At 35.9% G+C, this 17853-nt stretch carries 20 protein-coding genes; 14 read left to right on the top strand and 6 right to left on the bottom strand.

Annotation, left to right across the window (positions count from 1 at the left end):
- Nucleotides 1–468: 468 nt before the first annotated feature.
- The 4 genes from EsVE80_RS11995 (at nt 469) to EsVE80_RS11980 (ending at nt 3036) form a co-directional block, all read left to right on the top strand.
- A complete protein-coding gene (locus tag EsVE80_RS11995; protein WP_000804879.1) occupies nt 469–891 on the top strand; it encodes an RNA polymerase sigma factor in 423 nt (140 codons plus the stop codon).
- Complete coding sequence (locus EsVE80_RS11990) at nt 888–1118, top strand: helix-turn-helix domain-containing protein (RefSeq protein ID WP_000845143.1); 231 nt, start codon at nt 888–890, stop codon at nt 1116–1118. The genes EsVE80_RS11995 and EsVE80_RS11990 overlap by 4 nt, the downstream gene beginning before the upstream one ends.
- 497 nt (nt 1119–1615) lie before the next feature.
- Nucleotides 1616–1816 (top strand): DUF3173 family protein, encoded by a 201-nt coding sequence (locus tag EsVE80_RS11985; RefSeq protein ID WP_000633907.1) that lies wholly within the window; start codon nt 1616–1618, stop codon nt 1814–1816.
- Between the two features lie 26 nt (nt 1817–1842).
- Nucleotides 1843–3036 carry a site-specific integrase gene (locus EsVE80_RS11980; RefSeq protein WP_173103911.1) on the top strand — a complete coding sequence of 398 codons (1194 nt, stop codon included), beginning with the start codon at nt 1843–1845 and terminating at the stop codon, nt 3034–3036.
- A 160-nt stretch (nt 3037–3196) separates the two neighbouring features.
- On the opposite strand, the gene EsVE80_RS11975 is transcribed toward EsVE80_RS11980, so the two are convergent.
- The 4 genes from EsVE80_RS11975 to EsVE80_RS11960 all read right to left on the bottom strand — a co-directional run bounded on the left by EsVE80_RS11975 (nt 3197) and on the right by EsVE80_RS11960 (nt 6084).
- The gene (locus EsVE80_RS11975) at nt 3197–4399 is read right to left on the bottom strand and encodes a tyrosine-type recombinase/integrase (RefSeq protein ID WP_197745899.1); all 1203 of its coding nucleotides are present in this window, start codon (nt 4397–4399) and stop codon (nt 3197–3199) included.
- Nucleotides 4392–4595, bottom strand: coding sequence for a DUF3173 domain-containing protein (locus EsVE80_RS11970; protein ID WP_173103910.1), 204 nt, complete (start codon nt 4593–4595; stop codon nt 4392–4394). Before EsVE80_RS11970 ends, EsVE80_RS11975 begins: the two co-directional genes overlap by 8 nt.
- Nucleotides 4596–4643: 48 nt before the next feature.
- A complete protein-coding gene (locus tag EsVE80_RS11965) occupies nt 4644–5495 on the bottom strand; it encodes a rolling circle replication-associated protein (RefSeq protein WP_173103909.1) in 852 nt (283 codons plus the stop codon).
- Between the two features lie 217 nt (nt 5496–5712).
- Nucleotides 5713–6084, bottom strand: a complete 372-nt coding sequence (locus tag EsVE80_RS11960; protein WP_173103908.1) for a hypothetical protein — start codon at nt 6082–6084, stop codon at nt 5713–5715.
- Between the two features lie 182 nt (nt 6085–6266).
- On the opposite strand from EsVE80_RS11960, the gene EsVE80_RS11955 reads away from it, so the two are divergent.
- The 3 genes from EsVE80_RS11955 (at nt 6267) to EsVE80_RS11945 (ending at nt 9181) form a co-directional block, all read left to right on the top strand.
- Nucleotides 6267–7130, top strand: coding sequence for a helix-turn-helix domain-containing protein (locus tag EsVE80_RS11955; protein ID WP_173103907.1), 864 nt, complete (start codon nt 6267–6269; stop codon nt 7128–7130).
- 172 nt (nt 7131–7302) lie between these two features.
- Complete coding sequence (locus EsVE80_RS13770; RefSeq protein ID WP_179957297.1) at nt 7303–8304, top strand: hypothetical protein; 1002 nt, start codon at nt 7303–7305, stop codon at nt 8302–8304.
- Complete coding sequence (locus EsVE80_RS11945) at nt 8294–9181, top strand: DNA-methyltransferase (RefSeq protein WP_197745898.1); 888 nt, start codon at nt 8294–8296, stop codon at nt 9179–9181. The genes EsVE80_RS13770 and EsVE80_RS11945 overlap by 11 nt, the downstream gene beginning before the upstream one ends.
- A 276-nt stretch (nt 9182–9457) precedes the next feature.
- Here EsVE80_RS11945 and guaA read toward each other — a convergent pair whose 3' ends face one another.
- Nucleotides 9458–11023, bottom strand: coding sequence for a glutamine-hydrolyzing GMP synthase (gene guaA / locus EsVE80_RS11940; RefSeq protein WP_173103906.1), 1566 nt, complete (start codon nt 11021–11023; stop codon nt 9458–9460).
- A gap of 82 nt (nt 11024–11105) precedes the next feature.
- Nucleotides 11106–12029 carry a type I pantothenate kinase gene (coaA, locus tag EsVE80_RS11935; RefSeq protein WP_173103905.1) on the bottom strand — a complete coding sequence of 308 codons (924 nt, stop codon included), beginning with the start codon at nt 12027–12029 and terminating at the stop codon, nt 11106–11108.
- A 240-nt stretch (nt 12030–12269) separates the two neighbouring features.
- Here coaA and EsVE80_RS11930 point away from each other — a divergent pair, with 240 nt between their 5' ends.
- From EsVE80_RS11930 to EsVE80_RS11900, 7 genes are all read left to right on the top strand, one after another.
- On the top strand, nt 12270–12842 hold the full coding sequence (locus tag EsVE80_RS11930; RefSeq protein ID WP_173103904.1) for an SGNH/GDSL hydrolase family protein: 573 nt from the start codon (nt 12270–12272) through the stop codon (nt 12840–12842).
- Between the two features lie 4 nt (nt 12843–12846).
- On the top strand, nt 12847–13452 hold the full coding sequence (locus tag EsVE80_RS11925) for a class I SAM-dependent methyltransferase (protein ID WP_173103903.1): 606 nt from the start codon (nt 12847–12849) through the stop codon (nt 13450–13452).
- A 182-nt stretch (nt 13453–13634) separates the two neighbouring features.
- Nucleotides 13635–13916, top strand: a complete 282-nt coding sequence (locus tag EsVE80_RS11920; protein WP_173103902.1) for a hypothetical protein — start codon at nt 13635–13637, stop codon at nt 13914–13916.
- A gap of 21 nt (nt 13917–13937) precedes the next feature.
- Nucleotides 13938–14861 carry a LacI family DNA-binding transcriptional regulator gene (locus EsVE80_RS11915; protein WP_173103901.1) on the top strand — a complete coding sequence of 308 codons (924 nt, stop codon included), beginning with the start codon at nt 13938–13940 and terminating at the stop codon, nt 14859–14861.
- A 188-nt stretch (nt 14862–15049) separates the two neighbouring features.
- Nucleotides 15050–16060 (top strand): LacI family DNA-binding transcriptional regulator, encoded by a 1011-nt coding sequence (locus tag EsVE80_RS11910; protein WP_173103900.1) that lies wholly within the window; start codon nt 15050–15052, stop codon nt 16058–16060.
- Between the two features lie 60 nt (nt 16061–16120).
- On the top strand, nt 16121–16435 hold the full coding sequence (locus EsVE80_RS11905) for a PTS sugar transporter subunit IIB (protein ID WP_173103899.1): 315 nt from the start codon (nt 16121–16123) through the stop codon (nt 16433–16435).
- A 61-nt stretch (nt 16436–16496) separates the two neighbouring features.
- Nucleotides 16497–17843, top strand: coding sequence for a PTS sugar transporter subunit IIC (locus EsVE80_RS11900; protein ID WP_232061203.1), 1347 nt, complete (start codon nt 16497–16499; stop codon nt 17841–17843).
- Nucleotides 17844–17853: the final 10 nt, after the last annotated feature.

Genomic DNA, 17853 nt, shown 5'->3' with positions numbered 1-17853 from the left:
GTTATATAGTTTATGAGTTCCTATAGAACACTGTGGAATTCATTAATGCGATGAATCCAATTTCAAATAGAAAGGTCGCTGATTTTATTTACCTATACAACTTTATAAAATTTAGTCATACTCCTAGAAAGTAGATAAAATTGGCGACTTAATGGAGGGAAAAGTCGCCATGAGAAAGATAATCTGTCATCTAGTTCTCTTAATTAAGTTCTTATCAAAAAAACTTATCCACCTGTACTGGATAGATATGACCATCAATGTGGTTTTGCAGATTACATAGATAGAAAAATCAAAGCATATGAACAGAGAAAACAATCTGTTTATGTGCTTTTTTGGTCACTTAATAAATATCTTTTAGGATTTCTCTTCATTTATGCAACAAATCCCCCTTTCGTGTCGGGGCTTAGTATGAAGGGAGATAAAGAAGCACATGCCACTCCCTTTCACGACAGAAAGGGGGTGAAAAGCATGAAACCATCTTCTTTTCAAGAAACCATAGAAAATCAGTTTGACTATATCTGCAAACAAGTTATTGAAGATGAACGAAAAGATTACTTCAAACATCTAGACAGACTATCAGCAAAAGAAGTCTCGTTTTCTGATATAGATAACTACCTTGTCAACTCTTTTTCTACTGTTGATACGTACGTCACTGATTTCCAACTATTTAAATTATTTGGATTAAGAATCAATGTTGAAAGTGATTTATTAAGTGAAGCCCTGCGTCATCTTTCAGAGAAAAAACGGAACATTATTTTACTTCATTACTTTATGGATATGAGTGATGTGGAGATTGCGGAGTTACTAAATTTGAATCGTTCGACTGTTTATCGTCATCGAATAAGTGGACTAGCCATGATTAAAGAATTCATGAAGGAGTGTAAAGAATGAAAACAGCCTATCCAAGGGTCCCCTTCCCCCTCATTGTAAAGGCGACAGATGGCGACGTGGAAGCAATTAATCAGATTGTTAAACATTATCGAGGGTATACCTCAAAACGTTCATTACGTCGCATGACAGACGAATATGGAAATTCTCATATGGTTATTGATGAAACCCTACGTGGCAGAATGGAAACGAAACTCATCTCTAAGATTTTATCGTTCGAAATTAAATAGTCCCATTTTTTCGTGGAAGCGTGTCGAATCGTATCCACGCTTCCCGATTTGGGAGGTTTGTTATTCCATCAAAGCATATTGTGTGTTCAGTAGGTTTTGATAGGCTAACAAGCCAAACGTTCTTTGACAACCAAATAAAGGCAATCGAATACGTTTCGGTAAGAAAAGAGCTGATGAACTAACACGCCATGACCTACAAAATTAGTGAGCGATTCATGTTAGTAATTCGAAAGTAATCTTTAGCAGGATTGCTGCCATGACTTTCTTATCGTGATAATGATACTCCCGTATAGCCATAGTCCGAGCGTTAGAAGCGTCACAGGCAATGGGTACGGCTACATGAGAACCATGCAGAAGTGAAATTCCTGTGAGCTTTGCTAGAGCTGTTCGATTGCTAAGATATTCTTCTCTTGTCAGTGTATTATTATAAAACTATTTGATATAATTATAGGTGAATATTGGAGTTTTCCTAGCCTATAATTGGGAAAGGAGTAATAATGATAACGGTCACAAAAAAGGATTTAGTTGAGCTAGGATATGGAACTTCTTTTTCAGCAGACATCATAAAAAAAGCAAAAGAATTGATGATTACAAAAGGGCATATCTACTATCAATCTCGAAAGCTAGATAGAGTCCCTCGTGAAGCTGTTGAAGAAATTCTAGGAATTCGGTTTTCAAATGAAAACAGGTCTGAGTAGTTTTTGCACAGTAAGGAGTAAAAACTATGGTTAAAGACCCAATAAAAAAAGCAAAGAATGGAACCTATTATTTTCGTGCAAATCTAGGTTATGATTCTAAAGGGAAAAAAATTCAAAAATATCGTAGTGGATTCACTACTAAAAAAGAAGCAAGAGAAGAATATTCGAAACTGCTATTGATGAAACCAGAAGAATTAAGTGAGAATAAGGATAAAATGACGTTTAAACATTATATCTTTGAAATTTTCCTTCCATGGTATAAGACACAGGTAAAGCTCAGAACATATGAAAATCGCTTACCAACTATTAAGAAGCATTTCTCTTATTTTGATAAAATGGCTGTTTCCGATATTGAGCCTATTGATGTGCAAAATTGGCAACTAAAATTATCAAAGAAGTGTAAGTCTTCTTATGTAAGAGCTGTTCAAGGACTATTTTCAGTTGCTATGGATCGAGCAATTGTCCTTGGGATAACCACCACAAATCCATCTAAGATTATTGGCAATGTGAAAAAGCAAAAGTCTAAAATTGAATTTTGGACAAAAGAAGAATTTGAAAAAGTAATCTCTCTAATTTACAAAGAAGATTACTATCAACACTTTTTATTTATCTCTCTGTGGTTTTTATTTATGACTGGAATGCGAATTGGTGAAGCTACTGCCATTCAATGGGAAGATATTGATTTTGACTCAGGAGTACTAACCATCAACAAAACACTCTATTACAAGAATCAATCGAATTATAGATTTGTTGAACCAAAAACAAAGGCGAGCGTTCGTCATATTGTATTAGATAAATGCACATTAACTTATTTATCCGAATGGAAGGAAGTACAACAAAATCTAATTCAGACAGACTTTGTAATGAGCTATAACGGTATTCCTACCCAAAAACATACACTATCATATGCTATTGAACGCTATGCTAAGCTGGCTGGTATCCATCGAATCAGAATCCATGGGTTACGGCATTCTCATGCTTCCTTGTTAATCAGTATGGGAGAAAATCCACTTATCATTAAAGATCGTCTAGGACACGAAGATATTGAGACGACTTTAGGAACGTATGGACATCTTTATCCTAACAGTAATTTCGAGGTAGCTAACAAATTAAATGGAGCCATTTCCTTTAAAGAAGCAAAACAAAATTATGATACTTCACCAAAGAATCAATTTACTGTAGACTACTTGCGAAACAAAGAAATGAAAAAAATGCAATAAAAGTGCAGTAAAAAGATAAGAAGAGCCAGAAACCCTTGGTATAAGAGGATTTCTAGCTCTCCTACAACTACTCCCACTCGATGTAAGTCAACCCTCCATAAACGTTGATTTAACAACATCCATAAAAGATAACATCCATCTTGGCAGGGATTTGGCAGTGTTATATTTTTACTGCCTGATTACCATTGAAATCAACTTTTGACTCCTTTGCAAAGTTGAAAATGATGTTGCCAGCCATCTGATCGGCGATACTTTCATCATTTCTACTCCACAGGTGAGCGTAGTGTTTCAAGGTGATCTCTGGGCTGGAATGGCCCAATCGTTGTGATACGACTAAAATATCTGCGTTAAATTCGTTGATCAAATAGCTTACGTGAGAGTGGCGCAATCCTTTGCCTTGAATGGCAGGAACGTTAGCTAGTTTTGCGTATCTCTCAATGATTCGCTGAACGGTGGAACGATATAAAGGTAAGTCGGTGTAACTTAGGATAAAATGTTCGACACCATGTTTCTTTTGGACGCTTTTCCAGCGTTTCAAAATTCTGACCGTATCATCATCCAGTGAGATTGTGCGCATACCGCTTTCTGTTTTGGTATAAGGCTTTCTGATAAAGTCGTTTTGATTTTTCATGTCGAGTGTATGATGGATACGCAGTTTTTTTCTCTTCAAATCTACATCAGTCCAATGGAGTGCTAGACCTTCACTGACACGAATTCCAGTCATATAATACAACCAGATTAGCACGAAGCTCATGTGTTCGTAAAAATCATCAATGAAGATTGTTGCTAGAACTTTTTGAAATTCTTCTTTGGTCCAATAAGGAACAATGGATTTACCTTTAGATATGGCTTTGGTTCGTTTGGAAATATTTTCGTTCATGAAATTCAACGTCACTGCATAGTCCAATGTTTTACGAAACATTCCGTACATTAGGGAGCAATAAGATTGAGAGTAACCACTGTCGTTCAATAGCCAGATTCGATAATTCTCGCAATCCTCAACAGTGATTTCTCGAAGCTTCATATCTCCAAAACGCTGTTTGATTTGTTCCAAACCAGTTTGTCTTGAATTCCATGTGCTGCGTTCAACACTTGACCGATAGTAGGGAATATATTTTTGTTCCATGAATTGGGCATAAGTCAGTTTGTAATTGATGTAACCATTTTGGAGCATAAAATCATTTTTCAATCGAGTTAGCTCTTTATAGGCTTCTCTGGCAGACTCAAATGGCTTTCCATTTTGATCTTTGCGTCCTTTTTTCTGAATTCGCTTGCCAGTTGCTTTGTCGATTCCCAATTCCAGTTGGTAAAAATATTTCCCGTTTTTATCCCGATAGACACCTACATATTTTGTTTTAGGCACTGTGATTCTCTCCTTCAAGAGAAACGCCTATGATTTCTTCTACAACCTCTCTTGGAACATAGCCCAATCGTTTATTGTTGTAAAACGGATACCCTTTTTGTACCATAATCTGTTTTGCTTGTCGAACGATCATCTTAGCAGTATGAGGTTTGTAGCCTAAACTTAATAGATCATCCTTACATATTGTTGACTTCATAACACTCACCTCTCAAATACAAGAACATTGAAACCACGAATGATGAATTCAATGAGTTTCTGTGTTCTTATCTTTCTTTATTTTTGTATATTTCACGTTACTCTCTTCAAATTCGACGACCTGTTCAAGGGCACCCGATTCATTAAGTTCCTCAGAAAATTTTGGTGATCGCCGGATATAATTTTTCGTGTGGAGAACTTCTTGACCATTTGTATCGTATTCTTGTTCGGTCAGTCTTTTTGTTTCTTTCGGTATTTTGAGATTTTGCGATTTGAAGAAGGCCTTTTTCTTATGCTCTTTGAGGTCCAAATCTTTGTCAAAATACTTGCTGAGGTATCTTCCGCGATTTTCCACCGCATCTACATCGATCTTATTGATCCAAACCAATCCATGCCCCCAAATTTTCATCAGTCGTTCATGAGGGACGAAAGGGAAGGAGAACAAGACAATGTGGTAATGGATAGCACCGCGTTTCTGCTTTTCCCACGTGGCCAAATACTTGATCTGGGATTTTTTCGTTTTATAAGTTTGGTAGTTTAATCGTTTAATAAATTTTTTGAATTCATCATTCGTGGTTTCAATGTTTTGAATGTTCTCTTTAAAGGTGAGTGTGAGAAATTTTGTGTTGTCGTCGAAATTCATATCAATCAAGCGAGCAATTTCAAAGCGCATATTTTTATAGTGTTTTTGTTTTCTTTTTAAGCTGTCATATTGTTTTTCTGCTGTTAGCTCGTCATATTTTTTATTGGGCTCATTTAAGTTGTTGATCCATTCAGGTGTTTGATGTTCATATTCTTCATTTTTCTTTTCATCCACTTTGTAAACAATCGGTTTTTCGTATTCCCAAATTTCTGTATACGTAGGAGTTTCAATGATTTTTTGATTGTAAGCTTTTAGCAATCATCATCGCTCCTGACATACTTCAAGGTTATTTAGTTTTCAATGAACGAGAACAACTTTTTTCGACAGATGTTGTCCTATAAATCAAGTAAAGGAGCAGAACTGCTACGCAGCCCTGCTAGACTGCTCATTTGTTGTGCGGTTTTTTTCGGAATGAACGGCTTTTGGCTGACGCCAGCCGCCCATTCCGAAAACACCCAACAAACGATCAGGGATATTAGTTGCGTGACTCTTTTGAATGATTGCTAGGATTCTCTGTTGGTTGTTTTGTCAGTAAAACTGCTGAGTCTGCCGTCGCAGATAATCCATAGCTGACAAACTGACCATTTGCCCGTCCCCAAGGTTTTATCGAAAGATTGTTAAAAGTGACCGTCGCGATCCCATTTTTCTCAAGTTCATCCAGCGTTACGACTGGTTCAGCGCTTCCAATTTTTACACTCATCTTTTCAAAACGCAGCTTGGGTAAGATACACTCGTAGCTCCATCCCAAAATTTCTCCATCTTTTTGCCATCGTGAGACACTAACGACTTGATACTCTTTTTCTAACTTTTCTTTTGGTAAGGTTAAATCACTGATTTTGATCGGCATATTTTTTCTTCCTTTCTAATATACGATTTGATATACGTTCGATTTAAAAAAATGTAGTGGTACCTCTACATTTACATCATATACGGTTTTAAATACGGTGTCAATAGTTTTTGCGGAAAAATATATACGAAACGATATACGTGTGGTATGCTGTATATGAAATCATATAGGAGGGATCAGAAATGTTTGGATTGTTACAACCAAATAAAGAAAAAGTCGGGAGACGACTAAAGCTGATCAAGGATGAAATGAATATCTCTTTTACAGAGTTTGGTAGTCGACTTGGATTGAAGAAGCCGACAATCAGTTCTTATGTCCAAGGATATAATTTAGCACCGCTTGATGTGATCGAGAAGGTGGCTAAGATCAGCGGGAGGTCTGTTGGCTGGTTTTACTTTGGGGAGACAGAAGAATATATTGCGGACTATCTGACTCTCACGGGACAAGGAGAGTTAGTTAAGGAATATCCGGATATTGTGAAGCAGATCAAGGAAGAATTCTTTACTGGGGACTTTAAAAATCCGGGCTGGGAAAATGAAGTTGGCTATCCAATGGAAGAATTCATCGATGATTGTTTCTCGGATTTCTCTCCAAGTATTTTAGATCGCTATATTGGTAAAATTGTTACGCAGCAGATTGATGAATCGGAGAAGTTGAAAAACTTATCAGATAAGGAAAAGGGAGAAGCCGTAGCTTTTGTCTATCAAGAAGTAATGGATTATGTTGAAATGAGCGGCGAAGTTAAGTATGGGGAAGAGGAGAAGGTTATTAGATTGGTTGAAGATTCGATCAGTAATCTGGCGAAAAGAGGAAAAATCGAATTTTCAGAAGAATATTTGGTTGGAAGGTTAGTGAATATTCTTGATGATGATGCTGAGACGGCAAGGATCATTTCAACTTTGTCGTTGAATCTTACAGGGAAAGCTTTTTCGCCGCTTTTTGGTGGGAAAGAGTTGATTGAGATTTTTCAAGCAATGCGTCCGGCTTTGATGAAGTTGTATGCGGAGAAGAGTAGGGATGAGTTGTATGATTGGTTTGAGAAATAGGAAATTAGCGGTTCATTGTGAGCATCTTTGATTCAAGGATAACGGTTAGGTGTACTTGAGGGAGTATAAGATATTGTTTTCTATATATTTAGATTGTGATATAATCCTTTGTTAGAATTAGAAAACAGTGATAACTTCAATGTAGTTTAAGCTTTTTTAAGGAGGTCAAAAATTGACAAAATCCATAAATGTAATTCAAAGTAAAAATAAGAAAATAATGGTTCACAAAGTAGATATCTCTCATGTTCGATTAGTTGAACTGTCCAAATTAGCTGATCAGGCAAAGCCTTTCTACGATTGGATAGAAAGAAGAGCCAAAAACGTGATGAAGAATTCATTAATGTTGGAAGACAATATAATGGTTATGGACAAAAAACAACTTTCCCAACTTATTGAAGATTGCTATTTTGATGATCCGGAAAAAGTCCCTTTGCTTTTTGATGGAGTAGGAAGAAATTATCCCCATAATAAAGCATGTTTCTATTTTTTTGCTTGGATTATAAGAGACGCACCACAACAAAGACTAGCTCCATTAATTTCAAGGATGAAAAAGCAAGATAAAGATTTGAAAAAGATTCAAGCAGAAATTGATGCGTTAGCAGCTCTTTTTATTGAATATAGGCAGAATGCTAAATATTTCAAATGGGAGTCTATTCGTGAAGTAGTTATTGATAGATTGGAAGGGTCGAGAAGAAGCATCAGCGGGCATGTGTTAGAAGCGAATATACGGGCAGCTCTAGCCACAGCGTTTCAAAATTTCTATTCAATTAATATTGATTATGGTATTTATGATAAGGTAGAAATTAAGAATAAGCAAATTTCAGTTGGGTCTGATACAATTGATGTCTCAGCGGATCTTATAAAAGATGATAAAATTAAAAATTTATTTATTCCTGTGAAATCTCGGGAAACTGAAGGTGGAGGACATTCCCACTTGTTTTCTAGAGACATAATTACAGCTGTACAAAATATAAAGTCAAATGTACCGGATGCACATATTGCTGTTGTAATAGTAGCTACAAATTGGGCCAATTCCGAAATTGAATCGATTTTGAAAGATATTGATATTGTTTTTCACTTTGATATGAATCCAAATGAGTTGACTATATTGGATGACGATTCACAACGACAAATAAATATATATATAGAGAAGGTTTTGAAAGGTGAAATATAATAGAATTATTCATGGAGATGTAATAAAAAATTCAATGAACTTAGAAAAAGAGTCAATCCAGACTATTATTACCAGTCCACCTTATTTCGGCTTAAGAAAATATGGTAAAAGTTTATCGGAAAAGGAAAGCGAGATAGGTCGAGAGAAAGAAGTTGATTCATATATTAATCATCTAGTGCAGGTGTTTGAACATTTGAAGCCTGCTCTGAAAAAGGATGGAATAGTTTGGGTTAACCTAGGGGACTCTTATGTGAAAGGAAATCTCCAAGGCGTACCGTGGAGATTTGCAATTGCAATGCAAAATAAAGGATGGATATTAAGAAGTGATATCATTTGGCATAAGCCAAATGCTATGCCGTCATCAGTGAAAAATCGACCTACCACAGATCATGAGTATATTTTTATGTTTACGTTAAGCGAAAAGAATTACTTTTATGATGCAGATGCTATAAGAGAAGAGCACGTGACATTTACTGAAAAATCAAAAATGAAAGGCGGAAGAAATCACTTAGGGAAAAAAGGCGGGACGCCAGAGAATGGGAAAAATGCTGGTAATTCTAATTTGCATGATGGAAGATGGGATCAGGCATTTCATCCTCTTGGAAGAAATAAACGTACAGTATGGAGTATACCATTAGGGAAATATAAAGGAGCTCATTTTGCGGTATTTCCAGAAAAATTAGTCGAAACTTGCCTACTCGCTGCAACAAAAGAAGGGGATACAGTTCTTGATCCTTTTTTTGGATCAGGAACTACCGGAGTTGTTGCATTGAAACATAATAGAAACTATATAGGGATTGAATTAGTGGAGGATTATGTGAAACTTGCAACTGAGCGCCTAAAAAATTGTATGCCACAGTTAGAATTATTTAAATGAATCCTAAACGGCTATTTCCGCTTTTGATTACTGTTGTTTTTTTGCAATCTAAGGAATCATTTATAATATGGTTTATATGTATTAACTCCTTATTTTCGCCTGATTCAAGTTTCTAACATAATAGCGATTTTTTATATAAAAACAACCAAACCCTGCCAGAAAATTCTTGGCAGGGTTTTTGGCAGGGAACTATTTGAATTTTAGTGTTTTTTGTCCGTTTTACATTCCAAGAAACGCTGTAAAATAGGCTTTCTCACTTCAATTTATAGTGGCTCTTTATTCCCACTCTACAGTTGCAGGTGGCTTAGAAGTAATATCATACACGATGCGATTGACGTGATCGACTTCGTTAACGATGCGGACAGATATTTTTTGTAAGACATCCCAAGGAATGCGGGCAAAGTCTGCGGTCATGCCATCAATTGAAGTAACAGCACGGATACCGACAGTATAATCATACGTACGACCGTCGCCCATTACACCAACAGAACGGATGCCTGGTAGGACAGTGAAGTATTGCCAAATGTCGCGGTCAAGTCCTGCTGCCGCAATTTCTTCTCGCAAGATAGCATCTGATTCGCGCACGATTTCTAATTTTTCTTCTGTTAATTCACCTAAAACGCGAATACCAAGTCCAGGACCTGGGAATGGTTGACGCCATACGATAGAATCAGGCATGCCAAGCTGTGTTCCTAATTCGCGAACTTCATCTTTAAATAAAGTATTTAATGGTTCAATCAATTTAAACTGCATGTCTTCTGGTAACCCACCAACATTATGGTGAGATTTAATCGTTTGAGCAGTTTCGGTTCCTGATTCAATGACGTCTGTATAAAGTGTTCCTTGTGCTAAGAAAGAAATTCCTTCTTCACCGGCAAGTTTGGTTGCTTCGTCATCAAAAACATAAACGAATTCATTACCGATAATTTTACGTTTTTGTTCAGGGTCAGAAATACCTTTTAGCTTATCTAAGAAACGATCTTTGGCATCCACTTTAATAATGTTTAAGCCAAATTTACCGCCAAGGCTTTCCATTACTTGTTTTCCTTCGTCTTTTCGTAAAAGACCGTGGTCAACGAAGATACAAGTCAATTGGTCCCCAATAGCTTTTTGTAATAAAACACCTACAACAGAAGAATCAACACCACCAGATAAACCGAGTAAGACTTTTTTGTCACCTACAGTTTCCCGAATGTGCGCAATTTGCATATCAATGAAGTTATCCATTGACCAATCACCTTTGCATTGACAAACATCCATTGCAAAATGTTTCAATAAATCATTACCGTACTCAGAATGACGCACTTCAGCATGGAACTGGATACCGTAAATCTTGTCTTCTTTGTTTTGGATGGAAGCAATTGGACAATCTTTACTTGTTGCTACAACTTCAAAACCAGCTGGAGTTTGTGTGACCAAGTCACCATGGCTCATCCAAACGTTTTGTTTTTTTGGTGTATCGGCAAAAAGTTCTGTATCGTCTGCAGTTACTTCTAATTCCGCTTTACCGTATTCTTTGTTTAGTGCAGGCTCTACTTTCCCACCTAATTTATAAGTGATAAGTTGCATGCCGTAACAAATACCTAGAACTGGGATCCCTAATTTCAAAATTTCTTCATCAATACCAAAGGCGCCTTCATCATAAACACTGTTTGGCCCACCAGAAAGAATAATTCCCTTTGGATTAATGGCTTTGACTTCTTCTGCAGTGATTTTATGGCTCATCAGTTCAGAAAAGACACCAAACTCACGGATGCGGCGTGTAATCAATTGGTTGTACTGGCTACCATAGTCCAAGACGATGATCTTTTCGACTGTCGGCAGGTGGTCAACATTTGTCACAGTTAAATCCCTCGATTCTTCAGATTATTTATTGTAAAGAAGTAAGCTTCTTACAAGCAGTTTAACAGGCGTGAAAATAAAATCAATATTTTCGCAAATAGATTTCATCAATTAAATGATGGTTTGTTTTATGGAGAATTATATCTGCTCTACTTCTAGTAGGCAAGATGTACTCTTCTAAATTTTTCAAATTCACATTTTGCCAGACGTTTTCAGCCATTTTTACCGCTTTTTTACGGTCACCAATTGCAAATTGATAATAATAATTAGCAGGGTCTAAAAAAGCAGTATCTAATAATTGCTCAAAGCGTTCCAAGTACCACTGTTCAATTAATTCGGGCTTGGCATCGACAAAAAGCGAAAAATCAAAAAAGTCACTAACGTAAATTTGTTGATTTTGAGGCAATTGTAGTGTATTAATACCTTCTACGATTAGAATGTCCGGCTGCTCGATTAGTTCAAACTCATCGGGAATAATATCGTAAACATTATGAGAATAAACCGGTACTTGAATAGATTTTTTACCCGATTTTACTTCGTTTAAGAATTGAATTAAACGTTCCATATCGTAACTTTCGGGAAATCCTTTGCGATCCATGATGCCTTTTTCAGCCAATATTTGATTTGGATATAAAAAACCATCTGTTGTAATTAATTGGACATTACGTCTTGGAAACAAACGGGAAAGCAAGGTTTGTACTAAACGTGCAGTGGTTGATTTTCCCACTGCTACTGAACCGGCGATACCAATAATAAAAGGCGGGGTTTTGACATAGCGATGTAAGAAGAGCCCCTTACTTAAGTTTAGTGATTCGGCTTCTTTCATATATAAATGAATCAAATGACATAAAGGGATATAGACATCTTCAACATCTTGCATGGATAGGCGGTCATTTAGACTTTTAATACTATCCAATTCTTCTTGGGTTAAGGGCATATTGTTACTATTATAAAATCCCTGCCATTCTTGACGGGAAATTTTGTAGTAATTCATTTTTTCCTCCATGAGCGACTCCTTTTGGCTATTTTTAAGTAAAGCCAACAACATTGCCACAGCGTATACTACAATATACGCTAAGACTTCGCGAACATTTTAACACATAATGGTAGCAAGTATCAGTAAAAACACAAATAAAATGCAGTTTAGCAGTCTTTCTGCTAGTATAAAGATGAGTAATATTTCAGAGCAAGTTGTAGAATAGTTTTACATTGAATTTAAAAAGAATCTTAAGGAGCGGGGAATACTATGAAGAAAATTATCATAATGGGTGACAGTATCGCAGCTGGCTTTTTTGAAGGGAAAGTCACAAATTTAGTAGATGAGTATGTGACAGAAACCTTAACAGGGATGGGTTTTGCCGATTATACGGTAGTTAATTTAGGTGAAAGAGGTGCCTCAAGTACAACTGCCTTAGAACAATTACCAAAAGCAAAAGCTGAAAATCCAGACTTTGTTGTAATTAATGTTGGTATTAACGATGCTATCAATAACCAGAAAAACGTTCAAGAGTACGGCGAAAATTTGAAAAAAATGATTCTAACTTTTCCAACTGAAAAAATGATTTTAGTTGGTCCAAGTTGGGTAGATTTGACGATTAAAACTGCCGGTAATAAAGAAACGCTGTTACAATACATCGCCGTGGCAAAAGATATCGCACAAGAAACCGGTGTGAACTACATTGATATGTATCATCATATGGAAATTTACCCAGACCCTGCTGAATTTTTACAAAGTGATGGTTTACATCCATCAAAATTCGGGTATCATTTATTAGGAGCGCTTATTGCGCGGGATATCAAAAATAAACTATTAGGATGAAATTATGAGTGATCATTATTATACCAATCAACCGAATGCAGACCATAAGTTTGCTGCGTTTGATTTTGAATTAAAAGGACGCAAGCTGCATTTTGTGACTGATAGCGGCGTTTTTTCCCGTAATACAATCGATTATGGTTCCAGAGTGTTAATTGAAAGTTTTTCCATCGATAACTTGCCAGCAGGAGCTCTTCTTGATGTTGGGTGTGGTTATGGTCCAATTGGTTTAGCATTGGCTGCGACTACTGATCGCTTTGTTGAGATGGTCGATGTCAACGAACGGGCAATTGACTTGGCACAACGTAATGCAGGGCGCAATCAAGTTGAAAATGTCGACATCCACACAAGTGATATTTATGCAGACGTGAAAAAGACAAGCTATGCTGCAATTTTAAGTAATCCCCCAATTCGTGCGGGCAAGAAAGTCGTTCATGCTATTTTAACTGATGCCTATCCGTTGTTGGTTAAAGGTGGCACCTTAACCGTAGTAATTCAAAAAAAACAAGGGGCGCCTAGTGCTGAGAAAAAAATGCATGCAGTCTTTGGTAACTGTGAAATTTTGACAAAAGACAAAGGCTATTATATTTTACAAAGTACAAAAGAAGACTAATTCAAAATAAAAGACAACCTTTTACGTGAAGATTTAAAAGTAAAAGGTTGTTTTTTTACGTTTAAAAGCAAACTTTTTCCTTGCTCTGAAACGAGTTTCATACATTATGCTCTAGTTGTAGCTGGAAAAGAAAAAGAACTTTTTCCCTAGTAACTATGAAAACTATGTAGGAGGAATGAAAAATGTTTACCTATGTGAAAGTAACTCAAAATGGTTGCAGCAAGCTTTGTTATGTTCAAGTTGAAGTAGTAGAAGGTAGAATTATCTTAACTGATGTCAGTGGTTTACAATCACGACAATTTCTATCTGAGAAAATTAGTGATTTGGATTGGCAAGTGTTTGATGAATATTATGGTGGCCGGCGCTTCTCCTTTGGTAAAGATGAAATGAGTTGTCAAGTTTATGAAGCAGGGTTAGCTGTGATAGACTATTTGTATCATCAATTGATGCAGGTAGCTGTATAATTTACAAATGAGGTGGGTATAGTGGCAAATATTCGCGATATTGCGAAGTTAACAGGTTATTCGGTGACAACAATTTCACGGGTTATCAATAATCATCCTTATGTTGCAGAAGAAAAAAGACAGCAGGTTTTGCAAGTAATGGCAGAACTAGATTATAAGCCTAACCGAACTGCACAAAATCTAAGTAAAGGTCGCACGCGGAATGTGGGAGTCATTGTTCCTTTTGTAGATCATCCATTTTACAATCAACTATTAAAAGGTATTATGAGAGCTGCTTTTGCCCACCAATACAAAATCACATTATTACCAACTAATTATGATGAAGAATTAGAAAGAAGTTATTTAGAAGAACTCGCTGCTAAAAGTTTTGACGGCTTGATCGTGACAACTAGAGCGAATCATATGGATGTCTTCTTACCTTACTTGGAGAAAAACAATATTGTTTTTTGTGAAGCTTCTGAGTTAGAAGAGGTTCGTTATGTTGCTATTGATCTGGCAGAATCGTTAAAAGAATGTATTCTTTACTTAAAAAAACAAGGTGTTAAACGATTAGGCTTAACGTTAGGACGAAGTAAACGGCTAAGTGGCAATTCCATCTTAACAATTGCACAAAGTAAAAAATACTTTCCAGACTTTAATACAGATAATATTTTTTGGGACTGTATTCATGCTGAAGATGGCTTTCAAGCTGCTGAATTTTTTCAAAAGCAGAAAGTAGACGGGATTATCACGAATGGGGATGAAGTTGCTGCGATGATTTTAGCGCAATATCCGCCAGATGCACAGCCGCTTATTATTGGTCGTGAAAACTTATTAGTGAGTCAACTACTGCATTTTTCAACCGTCGATCATCAATTAAAGCAGTGCGGTAAAGCAGCATTTCAACTTTTTTATGATGAAAAAAAGGCACATATAACAATTCCTCATCAGTTAATCATTCGATAACAACAGACCTCTTTGACAAGATCTACCAAAGAGGTCTGTTGTTTAGTTTGAAATATCAAAAAAGTACACAACTATATTAGATAAAGTAAGTATAACTATTTTATTGAACATTGTTCAATAAAAGGTTTTCAACAATCAGAAATCATGCTAAATTATAAATGTTAAGAAGTACAAAGTAGGAGGATAAAATGGTAACAATCAGAGAAGTAGCTAAAGAAGCGGGGGTTTCAATTGGTACGGTTTCCCGTTTCTTAAATGGTTATCAATTAAAAAAGAATAATATGACTACTATTCAAAGGGCGATTGATAAATTAGGTTATGAAGAAAATATTATTGCAAAGGGACTGAAAAATAATCGCAGTATGTCCATTGGTGTTGTAGTAAACTCTTTAACCGATGTTTTTGCAACTTCTATTGTTTCTAGTTTAGAAAGCTTTTTAGAAGTAAATAATTACAGTTTATTATTATGCGACTATCAAAATGATCACAATAGATTGGCTCATAAAATGGAATTTTTGAGAACACGTTCTGTAGATGGGATAGTTGTATTTCATTTGGAAGAGAACTTACCTATCTTAAAAACTTTGCAAGATGAGAATATTGCTATTGTTGCAGTTGATTCTCCAATCAAAGGGTTTAAAACAGATACAGTTCTCGTTGATAATTATCAAGCCTCTTATCAAGTAGTAGACAAATTATATGATATGGGTCATGAAAAAATAGGGATAATTGGCGGCCATACACATCGATATATTGGAGCAGAAAGACTGAATGGATATGTTGATAGTATGAAGAGTAAAAATATCTATGATAAAGAATTGGTAGTGGTCGGAGATTACACCAAAGAAGATGGTTACGAAGGAGCTATGGAACTATTAAAGAGAGGTAATATAACAGCGTTATACTCTACTAATTACTATATGACACTGGGGTCTGTACAGGCTATTTTAGAGCTGAAAAAGAAAATTCCAGATGATATATCAGTGGTCGGATTTGATCATTTTGAACTTAGTGATATTATCCAGCCAAAACTGACAGTGGTGGAACAACCAATTCAAGAGATGGGTGAAATGATTGGTAAATTGATTTTGGAACGTATAAAAGAAAAAAAAGAAGGGATGTTTACAACAATTGAATTAACAACAAATTTATTATGGAGAGATTCTGTAAAAAAAGTTAAAAAAAGTATTGCAAATTAAGCGTTTACAGATTATACTTTGGATGTAAAATTAAAACGGTTCAAAAATGGAGGGTGTTTTATGAAAGTATTATTAGCATGTGGCGGTGGCATGAGTTCTTCAATTTTAGCGGAGAATCTGGTAGCAGAAGCAAAAAGACAAGGAAATGAAAATTTCTCAATGGAAGCAACAGGTACAGAAGAAGTTTCACTAAAAATGCAACAAGAAAAGTGGGATGCTCTTTTATTAGCACCACAGGTTAGTTTTCGCAAAGAATTTTTACAAAAAGAGGCAGATGCTAACGATATACCGCTGATTCCAATTGAAGGTATTTTGTACACTCCGATGGGGATTCCTGATTTGTATAAATTAATTCAAGATAAAGTTCAAAAATAAAAGAAGGGAACTTCTTTTATAGGTTAAAATTAAACCGGTTCAAAAAAGAAAGGAGAAAATAATGAGTGAAGTAAAAAAATTCAATTTTAACAAGATTGTCCAAATTATGGGGAGGATTGCGAATAATCGTTACTTAACTGCTGTCAGAAATGGCATGAGTGTTATCATCCCAGTAACTATTATTGGATCTGTCTTTATTATCATGTTGAATTTACCAATTGATGCATGGAAAGACTTTATTGCGCCATTTGCAGATAAACTGAAAGTGCCAATGAACTTTACAATGGACTTCATGTCTGTGTATGTGTGTATAGGGATTGCTTCAAGTCTATGTGAGGACTATAAGCTAGATAAGGTATCAACAAGTGTACTCGCAGTACTTGCGTTTTTAATTGCTGCAATTTCTCCGGCTAATATTGACTCAGAAATTGCTGAAAAGGCTGGTTTAATGGTTAGTGGGACTGTTTTACCAATGGGAAATTTTGGCGCGGGTGGCTTGTTTACAGCTATTGTTATTTCTATTTTTACAGTCGAAGTTGTACGTTTCTGTGTCAGACGTAATATGATAATCAAGATGCCAAATGGTGTTCCAACTTCAGTTATTAATTCATTTGCAGCTCTAATACCAGGTGCCTTTGTGATTCTCACTTCTTGGATTATTAAAGTTGGTTTGAATTTTGATATTAATAGTACTTTACAGTGGATTTTCTCTCCAATTCGTTATTTTGCTGGCGATAATGTTTTATCCGTTATCGTACCTATTTTGTTAATTACAGTTGTTTGGATTTTTGGTATTCACGGAATGATTATTGCGACACCAATTCTTTATCCTTTTTGGTATGAAAACTTAAATGCAAATATTAATGCAGCTGCTGCAGGTCAAGCTATTCCTCACTTTATGACGGAACAATTTTTCCAATGGTTCATTTGGATTGGTGGTGCCGGTGCAACGCTATCATTAGCATTTTTAATGGCTTTTTTTGGTAAATCAGAATTTAGTAAAAAAATGGGACGCTTCACGTTGGTTCCTGGAATTTTCAATATTAATGAACCCTTAATATTTGGTGTTCCAATTGTGATGAATCCGTTTTTCGCAATACCATTTATTGTTGCTCCAATTGTAATGGGATTAATTAGTTATCTCGCTATGGGAGTGTTACACATCGTTAATTATCCAATTGCTATTGCTCCATGGACATTGCCAGCGCCTTTAGGTGCCATAATGGCAACAGGGCTAGATTGGCGTGCTGGTATTTTAGCGGTTGTAAATATTATTGTCGCAGGTATTATTTACTACCCATTTTTCCGAGCTTTCGATAAAAGTATGATAGAAAAAGAAGATAAGGCTGTAAAAAAGGAAAAAAAGATCAATGATACTAAGGAAAACATTGTTGTACAAGAAGTATAAATAAGAAAGT

It is taken from the genome of Enterococcus saigonensis, from assembly GCF_011397115.1.
Lineage (GTDB): Bacteria > Bacillota > Bacilli > Lactobacillales > Enterococcaceae > Enterococcus_C > Enterococcus_C saigonensis.
Note: the sequence above shows the minus strand (reverse complement) of the source record. Positions and strands in the feature narration are given on the sequence as shown.